This window comes from Marinomonas sp. UCMA 3892, assembly GCF_012726345.1.
Classification (GTDB): domain Bacteria; phylum Pseudomonadota; class Gammaproteobacteria; order Pseudomonadales; family Marinomonadaceae; genus Marinomonas.
The window spans coordinates 174,434-187,413 of record NZ_PTXN01000007.1 but is presented as its reverse complement, the minus strand read 5'-3'; the positions used below and the strand labels follow the sequence as shown (position 1 = coordinate 187,413).

The 12,980-nt window shown below is 40.9% G+C and carries 11 protein-coding genes; 4 read left to right on the top strand and 7 right to left on the bottom strand.

The window, feature by feature from the left end; all coding sequences use genetic code 11:
* Window positions 1-136 precede the first annotated feature (136 nt).
* Complete coding sequence (locus tag B6N13_RS11580; protein WP_169459433.1) at window positions 137-769, bottom strand: riboflavin synthase subunit alpha; 633 nt, start codon at window positions 767-769, stop codon at window positions 137-139.
* A 372-nt stretch (window positions 770-1,141) separates the two neighbouring features.
* Window positions 1,142-2,395, bottom strand: a complete 1,254-nt coding sequence (gene glgC, locus B6N13_RS11575; RefSeq protein ID WP_012068956.1) for a glucose-1-phosphate adenylyltransferase — start codon at window positions 2,393-2,395, stop codon at window positions 1,142-1,144.
* Window positions 2,396-2,488: 93 nt separating this feature from the next.
* On the opposite strand from glgC, the gene glgA reads away from it, so the two are divergent.
* On the top strand, window positions 2,489-3,919 hold the full coding sequence (glgA, locus tag B6N13_RS11570) for a glycogen synthase GlgA (protein ID WP_169459432.1): 1,431 nt from the start codon (window positions 2,489-2,491) through the stop codon (window positions 3,917-3,919).
* A gap of 60 nt (window positions 3,920-3,979) precedes the next feature.
* On the opposite strand, the gene B6N13_RS11565 is transcribed toward glgA, so the two are convergent.
* Window positions 3,980-4,807: a transporter substrate-binding domain-containing protein gene (locus B6N13_RS11565; protein ID WP_012068954.1), complete on the bottom strand. Its 828-nt coding sequence runs from the start codon at window positions 4,805-4,807 to the stop codon at window positions 3,980-3,982.
* 284 nt (window positions 4,808-5,091) lie between these two features.
* Entirely contained in the window at window positions 5,092-7,308 is a 2,217-nt protein-coding gene (locus B6N13_RS11560; protein ID WP_248280308.1) for a transglycosylase domain-containing protein, read from the bottom strand.
* 370 nt (window positions 7,309-7,678) lie between these two features.
* Between B6N13_RS11560 and B6N13_RS11555 the strand changes: the two genes are divergently transcribed.
* A complete protein-coding gene (locus B6N13_RS11555; protein ID WP_169459431.1) occupies window positions 7,679-8,008 on the top strand; it encodes a Rieske (2Fe-2S) protein in 330 nt (109 codons plus the stop codon).
* Between the two features lie 25 nt (window positions 8,009-8,033).
* Here the strand turns inward: B6N13_RS11555 and B6N13_RS11550 are convergent, their stop codons facing one another.
* Window positions 8,034-8,672 carry an HD domain-containing protein gene (locus tag B6N13_RS11550; protein ID WP_169459430.1) on the bottom strand — a complete coding sequence of 213 codons (639 nt, stop codon included), beginning with the start codon at window positions 8,670-8,672 and terminating at the stop codon, window positions 8,034-8,036.
* A 129-nt stretch (window positions 8,673-8,801) separates the two neighbouring features.
* The gene (locus tag B6N13_RS11545; RefSeq protein WP_169459429.1) at window positions 8,802-9,413 is read right to left on the bottom strand and encodes an OmpW family outer membrane protein; all 612 of its coding nucleotides are present in this window, start codon (window positions 9,411-9,413) and stop codon (window positions 8,802-8,804) included.
* Window positions 9,414-9,728: 315 nt separating this feature from the next.
* Here B6N13_RS11545 and B6N13_RS11540 point away from each other — a divergent pair, with 315 nt between their 5' ends.
* Window positions 9,729-10,604, top strand: a complete 876-nt coding sequence (locus B6N13_RS11540; protein WP_169459428.1) for a carboxylate/amino acid/amine transporter — start codon at window positions 9,729-9,731, stop codon at window positions 10,602-10,604.
* 109 nt (window positions 10,605-10,713) lie between these two features.
* A protein-coding gene (locus B6N13_RS11535; RefSeq protein ID WP_085987546.1) for an IS3 family transposase occupies window positions 10,714-11,948 on the top strand; the annotation gives its coding sequence in 2 pieces (ribosomal slippage) (window positions 10,714-11,083 and window positions 11,083-11,948; 1,236 coding nt in all).
* Window positions 11,949-12,005: 57 nt separating this feature from the next.
* Here the strand turns inward: B6N13_RS11535 and B6N13_RS11530 are convergent.
* Window positions 12,006-12,794 (bottom strand): inositol monophosphatase family protein, encoded by a 789-nt coding sequence (locus B6N13_RS11530; protein ID WP_169459427.1) that lies wholly within the window; start codon window positions 12,792-12,794, stop codon window positions 12,006-12,008.
* Window positions 12,795-12,980: the final 186 nt, after the last annotated feature.

Below are 12,980 nucleotides of genomic sequence, written 5' to 3'. Positions count from 1 at the left end.
CAGCCCAATGAAAAAACTTATCAACAAGTATTCAGGATAGAAATTGGCGAGCATTCTACCGAAATTCGAGCGCGGACTCCATTTATTTCAGAGATCAAACAAGATACAGCCGCAGTAATTTACGCGGAACTTACCTTTAAGGTAAGACAATCCCTCGCTCTTTTAAGATACGCTCAACGGTATCAACTGTTGCCTGTGTATGTGCATCTATTTCAAGATTCACTTTATCTCCAACCGTCAAACTACTAAAGGTCGTTAAACGCAGTGTTTCTGGAATCAGAGAAACCTCTAGCCAATCATTGCCAATATCGCTGATCGTTAAACTTGCACCATTCAAACCGACGTAGCCTTTATTGAATAAGTAACGTCTAGCGTCTACTTCATTTTGGCGATCTGTCGTAAAACGAATATGAACACTTTCTTCAATTTTTTCTATACGTGATACGGTGACAGACGTCATGATGTGACCAGACATAACATGACCGCCAATCTCATCACCCATTTTTGCAGCGCGCTCAAAATTAACGACACCTCCAGTCTGCAACAAGCCAATATTGGTGAGTGCCAAAGTGGTATCAATAACATCAAACGTTAGTACGTCATGACCAATTTCCGCTACCGTAAGACAAACACCATTTATCGCCACACTGGCACCAAGTTGTTGGCTCAGCATAACACCCGCAGGAAACACTATTTCAAGACGCTTATTTCGCCCTACTTGACTTGCAGACTGAACAGTCGCTTTGCCCTGAACAATACCCGTAAACATAAAACGCCCTCATTTTCAGGTGAAAATATAAACACATTTGCCAAATAACGTACGTTAAATCAAAGACTGCAGAAGAAATGAACACCCATGACCAAAGCAGCATAGTGACTGGTTTTGCGTAAGTTATCAAAGATTCACCAATAGGGTTATCCACAGGTTACGGGGATAACCGACTCTCAATCCAATAACTAAAAATCTAAACCCTTCTAATGCGCCCAATTTATCGTTTTTCAAGGACTAGCAAAACAATAGTTAAATAAAAACCAACCATCCACGAAATAAAATACGCTTTATCCACTTAATTTAAGCCAAAAAAAACCGCTTAAAGCCGCGGTTTTTTAGTCGTATCAAATAGAACTAAACCATAAAAAACTAGTCGGATAATGCCTCGATCATGCCTTGTGTCACCAAAGTAATACCATCTGAATTTCGATAAAAACGCGCTGCATCAGCAGCCGGATCTTCACCAATAACAGTACCTTCAGGAATACAACAATCGGAGTCCACGACCACTTTATGCAAGCGGCAATGACGCCCGATATCACAACGAGGCAATATGACCGATTTGTTCACATGAGAATATGAGTTAACTCGAACATTATTAAATAGGATGGACTGCTCAACAGTTGAACCAGACACAATACAACCCGCGGACACCACAGAATTTAGCGCTGTACCAATACGTTCTTCGTAGTTGTAATTAAATTTAGCGGCAGGACGCTGATACTGCATAGTACGAATCGGCCACTCTTCATCATATAAGTCTAGCTCTGGAACCAAGCGGGTCAGATCCATATTGGCTTCCCAATAGGCAGTCAAAGTACCAACATCTCGCCAATAAGGCTCATCTGGGTAACTTTTATTATCGATGACACTTTTAGCAAAATGGTGAGCTTTAATTTTACTGCGACCAACAAACAAAGGAATCAAATCTTTACCAAAGTCATGGCTCGATGCATCGTCACTCGCATCAGAACGCAAATTATCAGACAAAAATTTAGTGTTAAAAATATAAATTCCCATGCTCGCAAGAGATACATCAGGCTTACCTGGCATAGTTGGAGGATTCGAAGGCTTTTCCTCGAACGCAATAATATTGTCGTTTTCATCCACATGCATAATGCCAAACTGATCAGCTTCTTTCAGCGGCACTTCTATACAAGCCACCGTAACATCTGCTCCGCTTTCGATGTGGTCTTGCAACATGAGACTATAATCTTGCTTATAAACATGGTCACCAGCAAGAATCAAAATATACTCGCTTTCTAGGCCATCAATCATAGTTAGGTTTTGATAAACCGCATCTGCCGTACCACGATACCAATCACTGCCAGTTTGCTGCTGAGCAGGCCATAGCTCAATAAATTCATTAAAGTCTGAACGTAGGAAATTCCAGCCCCTTTGAACATGTTGATTTAGAGTATGGGAACGATATTGAGTCAGGACTGCAATACGACGCATTCCTGAGTTGATGCAGTTAGAAAGCGGAAAATCTATAATTTTGTATTTACCGGCAATAGGTACTGCAGGTTTGGAACGATTATCTGTTAAATGTTTTAATCTTGAACCACGTCCACCGGCTAGAATAATGGACAGAGTTTTCATGCGCGCCGTATTTAAATCCATGTGATGCCCTTAATTTTTTTATCAACACACTCTATTCGAAGTTTCATTTAGGTATACTCTTATCATTATTCCAAATCAATAAGATGCCTAATAATGAAAATACTATTTGCTGCCTCCGAAATTTACCCCCTAATTAAAACTGGTGGCTTAGCCGATGTAGCTGGCGCCCTACCCGTTGCTTTAAGAAAAAAAGGCCACGATGTCAAACTGATAATGCCTGCTTACCAAGGCATACTCGAAAAGGTAGCGCCAATTCAAAAGAGTATCAACCTAGGAAATCCATTTGGCGTTGGAGATTTGTTACTTCTTGAAACTCATATCCCCGAAAACGACACACCAATCTGGTTACTACAATGCCAAGCACTGTATGAACGTGAAGACGGGCCTTATGTAGATAAAAATGGTATAGACTTCGAAGACAACCATATACGATTTGCCGCGCTATCATGGGCTACTGCTACATTAGCGCTTCATGGACACCTTATGAATTGGCAAGCTGACATATTACATTTAAATGATTGGCAAACAGGTTTTGCCGCCGCTTATCTTGAAAGTTGGAAAGTAGAGCACATCCCAGTTGTGACGACCGTACATAATTTGCGTTATAACGGCAGTTTTGACATGAATCAATTTTCTGCAATGCACTTATCACCAGAATTACTCAATATGCACGGCATGGAGTTTTATGGCCGCTTCTCTGGCCTTAAAGCTGGACTAGTCTATGCAAACGCCGTGACCACAGTTAGTCCCACTTATGCCAAAGAGATTCTTACCCCAGAGTATGGCGACGGCCTAGACGGTGCGCTCAGAGCGATGCAAGACAGGTTAGTCGGCATTTTAAATGGTGTCGACTACAATCAATGGTCACCAGAAAAAGACACTCTAATCCCCCATAATTATGACATAGACACACTCAGTCAAAAACAGGCTAACAAGCTCGCTTTATTACAAGAAAATGGTCTATCAGAAGACCTCAATCAACCAGTATTTGGTGTTGTGAGCCGACTAACAGAGCAAAAGGGGTTAGATCTTGTTTTACAAGTTATGCCTGCTCTATTAGAAAAAGGTGCTCGACTTGTAGTATTAGGTTCAGGCGATAAATATTTGGAATCTCAATATCTAGAACTGCAAAATAATTACCCAAACCAAGTCTCTGTTCGTATAGGTTACTTTGAAGATTATTCTCATCGCCTCCAAGCAGGTATCGATGCCCTGCTCATTCCGTCACGTTTTGAGCCTTGCGGCTTAACGCAACTCTATGCACTTAAATACGGAACCTTACCCATAGTAAGGCAAACTGGCGGCTTAGCAGATACGGTATTCGAAGATGGAGAACGAGCGAATGGCTTTGTCTTCAAGGAAGCCTCAGCAAAGGCTTTGCAAGCAGCGATGGAGCGCAGTATAGAGTGCTTCCATGACACCAATCGCTGGCAAGAAAAACAGAAAAATGCGATGAGTTATGACTACAGCTGGGATGCTGTTACAGATCAATGGATCAGCCTATATGAATCTTTGATTAATTAAAAATAATATAAAAAGGGATACCTAATCATGTATCCCTTTGCAATTCATTTGAATTCATATTTATTTTAGCGTTATACCTGCTCGACTACGGGCTTCCCATTCCTGTACACCATCAAGTACTGCCTGTTCAGTGAAGCCCTCTTGTTTCATTTCTTGCAAAGCAATAGCGATCTTTCGCTTTACACTATTAACGTTGCAAGCTGACTTCTTAGACATCGTCAGATACAAACCCTCACTGCTGATATAAGGCAATACAGGAACGATGGCATCAGACAATCCCAACATGGTTGCATAAGCATACGCAGGGTTTTTTTCATACAAGACATAATCCACTCGATCCGCAGCCAACATCCGCAACGCTTGCGACAAGCTTGCTACCGCCAATATATTAAGGTTATGTTGAGCATATTGGTCAAACTCTTGACCAAAACTGTTATTGATAACAGTCACCCCCCACTTCCCGACTAGATCTTCTTTTCGACTAAATGAAAAAGGTTTGTCCTTACGTTGCCAAACTACACTTGCAGTATGCAACATCACTGGCGTGAAATAATCCATGTAATCTGCTCGCTCATTTGTATAAAAAGCACCAGCCATAAGATCAACACGACCATTCTTCACTTCACCTTGAGCTCGAGACCAAGGCCCTACATGAATAAGTCTAATTGGGATATCAATACGACGACTTAACTCATCAATAATAAGACGATTAACGCCATGTAACTCTGTTGAAGTAGATGTTTCTCGCCACAAAAAAGGAGGATATTCCGAGTTACCAGATGCTGTAAGAGAGACACAAGAAGACGAATCGTCTTGCGCAAAAGCGATACCCGCATTAAAAAAAGTTACCGCCAATAAACAGCAAACTATGTGTGTGTGCAGCCGCATACAGCGCCACTCCCTTACAAATAAAATTCAAACAATAAGCGAAGCTTTTTTCTTTTGCATACATAAGGTGGTGTTATTTCTAAGAAGCATTTGAATTCACTTCTCATCTCAGCAACTTCTCCCAAATTGCCTTAATATCCTAAGTCCATAGAGGCACCAATAAGCTTCAATAACAATCACTTAACTTTAAAGATGAAAGTGACTTGCTTATTTTCAACAGTCTAGAAGGCTATATAAGAACTAAAGAATTATCAATCTTCTTTTCTGATTTCATATATATGAATTTAGAAAGGCCAAAAACATGAAGTACTATCTTTTGGCTCAGTACCTAAAATAAACGCTAACGGCGTCTTGTCTTTACAGCGGTCAGCTGCAATTTCAAACTTACTGTCTAGGACATTGTAGCGAGCGGCACCGTTGGGCAGAGTATCAGGTAAAGATCTAGGGTTTACATTTTTTGTAAAATCCACCCAAACCTTTAATGCTCCGCTACTACCGGTAATACTTAACGGTACGTTATTATCATCACCAAGCCATACCGTAGAGGAATAATCACCAGTGATGCCAACAAACCAACTGTCTTTTTGCTGGTTTGTTGTTCCCGTTTTAGCTGCAAAATTTAAATTTGGAAAAGCAGCTTGAGCCGCCTTAGCTGTACCGATTTTTGGTGTTTTTGTCATACCATCTAAAGTCACCGCAAGCAGAGCATCGGTAAAAGGCACGTCATTATGCTGATCAAATCGCTTCATCAACTGATCTTTCTGATCCATAACTGCCAGCACCACCCCCAACTCACTACTCTTTCCTTGAGAGGCAATAGGTTGATATAAACGAGATACTTCAAAGGGAGATAACTCTAGTGCTCCTAGCGCCATCGCAGGATGCATAGTAAAAGGTCGTTTTACGCCCAACTGTCGCAAGGTATCTCCGACTCGATCAAAGCCAATTTGGTTAGCTAAAGATACTGTCGCTAGGTTATAGGATTTAGCCATAGCTTCGTAAAGATGTACGACACCATGAGTTCTTCTATCGTAGTTTTCAGGCTCCCATACCTGACCACCTACGTTAAAACGTAATTTTTTATCTTCTATTTCACTCCACCAAGTGTAACGACCTGTTGCCAAGGCAGATAAGTAAAGCGGAGGTTTCACCAATGAACCGATCGGCCTAACCGCCCCTAACGCTCGGTTAAAACCTGTATAATGCTGCCCACTAGAACCAACCACTGCGCGTACTTGGCCGTTTAGCCTATCAGTAACAACCATGGCACCCTGTAGTCCTTTTAATTTAGGATCACGTTTTTCTAATGCCGCCACTTGACGCTGCATGGCTAAACTTGCCGCTCGCTGCGCTCGTATATCAACCCCAGTATATATACGTAAGTTTTTCGTCGCTAACGTGGTTTCATCAAAATCTCGCGACAATTGCATAGCAACCAAATCTAAATAATCGCCAAACACAGAGCGCTCTTTTTGCTTATCAGCAAGTCGTATCGGTTGCTTTATAAGGCTCCTGTAATCAACATCAGATAAACGGCCTTGGCTTTTCAATATAGCCAGTACGGTATTTCGACGATCTTTTGCTCGATTTGGGGATCGTTCTGGATTATAAAGAGATGGACCTTTAACCATACCAACTAACAAAGCAAATTCATCGATATTCAGTTCATTCAACGGGCGACCAAAAAAATGCTGGCTAGCCGCAGCAAAACCATGCAAGGCACTACTGCCCAACTGGGCTAAATACACTTCGTTCATATAAGCCGTAATAATGGCTTCTTTCGAATAATGGTACTCAAGTAGTAAGCTCATCACCACTTCAGTCAGCTTTCGCGTATAAGTCCGCTCAGAACTCAAATACATATTCTTCACAAGCTGCTGAGTTAACGTAGAGCCACCTTGGCGTCTTGAGCCATGAGTTAAATTAACTAGCGCCGCTCGTGCAATACCAGTCGGAGAAATCCCCCAATGCTGATAAAAATCCTGATCTTCTACCGCAATCAAAATATCAATCAGGGGCTTAGGAATATCATCATATGTTAAAATTTGACGGCTTTCTGTATTACCGCCATATAAGAAGCCAATGCGCTGAGGCTCTATTCTTGCTTCGTCAATTTCATCGCCATTCAAAGCTTGAATAACTAAGCGACCATCTTGGAACGAAAAAATACGCCTCTCACTCTCATGAAATCCCAGATGATCAACATAGGAACGCAAATGCGCACTGACTTTCGTTTGGCTACGAGCAGCCCAGCCAACGTTTTGACTATTTCGACCAAATCGGTAACCAGTTTCTTCCAATAGATTTTCGAGGTCTTGTTTTTTCCAAGGCGCCCCACTTGATAATATAACTGGCGCACTGTAGACCTCTGAAGGCACCTGCCATTTCTGCCCTTCAAAACGACTAACAACTTGCCCATTTAGCCACCACACCCAACCAGCAAAAGGAATACTTCCTACCAAAGCAATAATTACCCCCCATTTTAAAAGGGCACGAAACATCCTCTTCAAAAAGGAAGATTGTGGCGTTTTTTTCTTTTGAGTCGGGGACTTACGTGAAGATTTTGCCGGAGTTTTTTTAGTCATAGAGGCTAAGTATAGGGAGCTTGCTGAAAGCAAGCAACGATCTAAAATCAACTAACTCAATTCTTGCATATTGACTCATCGCTCATAGCGCTTTAGAGTCATTACTCACGGAAAGTTTATTTAACTGACATTTTGCTGAACTTTATTCACATAGTCAGCGGTAGAATTGAAAGAAAACACCACTAGAATGAGAGGATTTTTATTCTCACTCTAGTTCGCATGATTATGGAAAGCGTCAATTCTACTGAAATAAACAACATTCATTATAAAAAAGTGCGGTAATCACGTGTTTAATAAATACCTTATCCCTAATGCGCAAAACCTTCCTGAAGGCAAAGCATTAAATATAACTGTAGAAAAATATAGCTTTCTAGTCACTAAGCAACAAGGTCAAATTCTTGCTTATGAGAACTTATGCCCTCATCAAAAAAAGCAACTTAATTGGTCTTCTGATCTTGAGCTAGATGAGGAAAGTGATTATTTAAAATGCCATCATCATGGCGCTCTTTTCTCTCCACTAGACGGCACATGTATTACCGGCCCATGCCAGGGAAGCCACCTCAAAAAAGCAACAGTCGGTATAGAACAGGGCAACTGTTATTTATTATTCGCATAGCCGTATTTAACCTTAGCTTTATAAATTAAATATCTAATGCTAAGTCTCTTAAAAAAATTTGCATAACCTCTTTACGCCTTCTAGCTTCCAACTGTGCTGAAGGCGTATTCAAGCTATCTGCAATCTGAAACAACTTGCTATAAAAATGGTCTATTGAATAAAGCGTATCATCAGGCTCTCGCATTTCACAAAACGGGTCGTCCAAAGAGTATAACGGACGATTTAAGGCCCCACTCACTTGCATACAGCGCGCAATTCCTACCGCTCCCAATGCGTCCAATCGATCCGCATCCTGAACAATTTTTGCTTCAAGTGTATTTGGTAAAACATTAGCACTAAAGCTATGAGCGCGAATAGCGTGATGTATCGCATCATAATATTCGCTTGGATAATGAATTGAGACCAAGAAACTAATAGCTCTATCACCAGCCAATGTTGAGGCTAAATGCCGCTCTGGATGATTTTTAGGCAAAGAAACGCAATCATGAAGCCATGCAGCAGGAACCACAACAGCCAAGTCAGCGTCCTCTTCAAGAGCCAGTTTTTTTGCTACATTTACCACTCGATAAATATGGTTCAAATCATGGGCAGAATCCGCATGCCCTTGAGCTTGCAAAAACACATGGCAATGACGTTCAAGTTCGGGTGAAAATTCTAATGGCATTGCTTTTCCATGAAAAATGAGGCATCTACTTTAAAATGAAAAGCCTACCTCAGTCCTATGAAATAGCACAATAAAAAAAGCTTTGATTCGAAAACCAAAGCTTTTCTTGTAACGCTTGGAAAAACATCTTTAGAAAGTATAACCAACACTTGCCATAAAGGTAATAGGATCAATATCTGCGTCAAAAGTCCCTACCGTAGTATGTACGTCAGTATTAATATCCATATACCAAAGAGAGGCGTTAGCAAACCAATTTTCTGCAAAATTGACATCTACACCAATTTGAGCCGCTAGACCAAAAGAATTATCAAGATTTACGTCTGTATCCGCCAATACACCTTTTCCTTTTTCGTCGAAGAAAATAGTATAATTCAAGCCGGCGCCAATATAAGGACGGATTTTGCTATTTGCCTGACCAAAATAATACTGCGCCATTAAAGAAGGCGGTAAATGCGATACCTCAGCCACCTCACCTAAACCTTTAGTCGACACTTTATGAGTGAAAGGCGTAGCTGCCAGCAACTCAACACCAAATTGATCTGTTAGCATGTAAGTAAAAGTAACGCCGACCTGAGTATCGTTATCAAGTTCCAATTCGCCTTTATTCAATACATTATCACTGCTCTCATTCGGCATCACTTTTGCGAATCCACCACGAACAAAAATATCACCAGCCTCATGCGCTAACGCAACAGATGAGCAAAGTGCAGAAACAAGGGCAACAGGAAGTAAAGCTTTCATAATAAGATTCCTTTTTTGATCAATAAAATGTCTGTGACAAAAAAGGTAACAGGATAAAAAATAAAATTATTAATCTAGATCAAGGTTTTGCAGTAACTAAAAAGACAACATCGACAACACCCTAGGTAGATCAACAAAAGATCAACTACCTAAATCAAATCACTTTTCACTCAATCTTGCAGATAAAAAGATCCCCCAGAATATGATTCAAAACTCAACCATTTGTAAACCATAAAAAATAACAAAGTAAACTGTTTTACCATTCACTTATAAATCGGTAAACTTTGCAAAAATTTTCATCTGGAACAAACCAATATGCCAATACTAATTGCAGTCACCTTACTTTGGGCTTTTTCGTTTAGCTTGATTGGGGTATACCTTGCTGGTCAGGTCGACGCCTGGTTCTCTGTTTTAATGCGTGTAACACTTGCAACAGTGGTTTTCTTACCTTTCTTAAAACTACGTCAGATCGAAGCAAAAATTGCTTTTAAATTAATGGTATGCGGAGCTCTACAGCTTGGCATTATGTATGGATTTTATTATCAATCCTTCCTATATTTATCCGTTCCCGAGGTTTTACTATTTACGGTTATGACGCCTCTATATGTCACTCTAATTAATGACATGCTAGATCGCCGCCTTAATATAGGCTTTGCTATTAGTGCAATTTTGGCCATTCTTGGAGCCGTTGCCATTCGCTACCAAGGAGTGGATGAAGGGTTTATTAAAGGATTGTTGATCGTTCAAGGAGCCAACATTTGCTTTGCTTCAGGTCAAGTTGGTTATAAACGTATTATTGCAAAGGAACGCCCAGATCTGCCACAACGCACGGTTTTTGGCTGGTTTTTCCTTGGAGCCTTAGCCGTTGTTATACCGTGCTTCTTAGCGTTAGGGAATCCAGATAAACTACCAACGACAACGCTTCAATGGTCAATTTTAACTTACCTTGGCATAGTTGCTTCTGGCTTAGGTTATTTTGCTTGGAATAAGGGTGCGACAATGGTGGATATTGGCACTCTCGCTGTTGCTAACAACCTTTTAATTCCTGCTGGCATTGTCGTCAATGTGATTTTCTGGAACAGAGATGCCGATATTTTACGCCTAGCCATTGGCGGCGGAATTATATTATTGGCACTTTGGGTAAACGATAAATTCAACCAAAAGCACGCCACAGCACAAACCGACGCTTAACTAAAATACGATAGATTAAAAAACGCCCAAATTTTCATTGGGCGTTTTTTTAATTTATTAAAGTATATGTGTCCCGTCCTGAAATAGGTTTACACCTAGGAGACCTATTATGGGGACACCAAGTAATACCAAACGCAAGCGTACTCAACGCGACTACACAATGGGCTTTAAATTACAGATAGTGATGGCCGTTGAAAAAGGCGACATGACTTATAAGCAAGCTCAAAAGATCTATGGAATCCAAGGCCGATCAACGGTGCTGACTTGGCTTCGAAAACACGGCAAAATGGATTGGTCTACCAAAGTGAGGCTACCCATGTCTAAATCCCCGAAAGTAAAAGAGACACCGGCTCAAACAATCAAAAGACTTGAACGGGAGTTGGAAGATGAACGATTAAGGAATCGCTTACTCAATACGGTGGTTGATATTCTAGATACTGAACATGGGATGAATCTTAGAAAAAAGTATATAGCCAAGGAGCGAGACGCCTTCAAACTGAAGAAAAAATCAGTTTAAGCCGTTCTTGTCAGCTTCTTGGCATTAGCAGGCAAGCTGTCTATCAACAAGAGCAGAGGCAGCTAATACAACAAGACCGTCTATCCATTGTTAAAGACTTGGTGATGGATATACGTCGTTTCATGCCTAGACTTGGTACAAGAAAGTTATATTTTCTGCTGAAAGATAAACTGAAAGAGCGGGATATAAAGCTCGGTCGAGATGGCTTGTTTCGTTATTTAAGAGAAGAAGGTCTCTTGGTTAAGCCAAAACGTAGCTATACCAAGACAACGGACAGTAAACACTGGATGAAGAAGTACCCGAATCTCTTAGCAGGTCATCAACCGACAAGGTCAGAAGAAGTGTTTGTGAGCGATATTACCTATGTAGAAAGTGATGAAGGTGTGCATTATCTCTCGCTTGTGACAGACGCTTTTAATCGAAAAATCATGGGGTATAAACTCAGTCATGATATGAAAGCAGACAATGTCGTTAAAGCCTTAAAGAAAGCGGTTCAGTCTCGTAAAACGACAAAGCCACTAACGCATCATTCAGATAGAGGGTCGCAGTATTGTTCGGCTCTTTATCAAAAAGAATTACAACGTAATAAAATACGACCGTCGATGACAGATGGCTATGACTGCTACCAAAATGCGTTAGCAGAAAGGGTGAATGGCATATTGAAGCAAGAATTTTTGATTGGAAGATGCAGAACTTTTAAAGAGTTAGAAAGGCATATTAGTGAGTCTATTGATATTTATAATAGGTATCGACCTCACTTAAGTCTAAATATGAAAACACCAGAAGAAGTGCATGAAAAAGCCAGTATGGAATCCATACTGGCTTAACAAAAATCGTCAACGTATTTTAGGACGAGACATATTTTCTTAAATCAAGTTTAATTCTTAGTTTAGGTGTTTGTTCAGCGTTGGTAACAATACTTTAAACAAACGTGGTGCTGCGCAAAGTACATCGCCTTTTTCTAAGCTTGGTGAGCCATCAAAACCCGCGAACAAACAACCAGCTTCTTTTGCAATAAATAGCGGTGCTTGCATTTCCCACTCTTGAAGTTTAATGCCCCAAGCGGCATCTAGACGGCCAGCAGCAACGTTAGCAAGCATTAATGCTGGGCAATCTTGCATAACGGCACGAGCGCCTTGCTCTGCAATTTCAGTTAGCACAGCGAATTGACCTGAAAGAGAAGGCATAAGACGATCTGTTGCTGGGAATTGTGCTGCTACAGTAACGTTTTCTAATGTGCGTGCAGCACTGCTACGGATTCGAGAGTTATTCAGGTAAGCACCACGACCTTTACTAGCGTAAAACTCGTCTTTGGTATGAGGGTTTAGCACAAGAGCGTGCTCCACTTTACCGGCAACTAGGTAGCTCATTGTAATAATGTTGCCTGTTAGGCCGCGTGAAAATAAGTGTTGTCCTTGAATAGCATCAATGATCCATTCGCCTTCTTCGCCATTTTGAACTGTACCTTGTAGGCGAGTTGTAATGGTGTCGGCTGGGTAAGCTTTTTCAAGGTGGTAAACAATGCTGCGTTCAGCGCCAGAGCAAACGGCTTGATAAACTTGTTCAGCGGACTGACCTTGTTCTTTATCAAAAAGCAATTTCTCTTGTGAGTGAACAATATATTCTGCAGCGGCACGAGCTGCTTTAAGTGCGACATTGATTCTAGGTTGCATAATTTACCGTCAATTATTCCGTCATTAAAATGCATATATCGCCTATAAGACGATAAGTTGCCAAATAAAGTGTTAAAGAGCGAGCGGTCTCCGTTTTATCAATTGCTTCACAAAGGTGAGTCTCTTTTAAAGAAAGAGCGTGATAAAACCGAGCGCCAAAATAAGAGCGCGAATTCTAGCGTAACA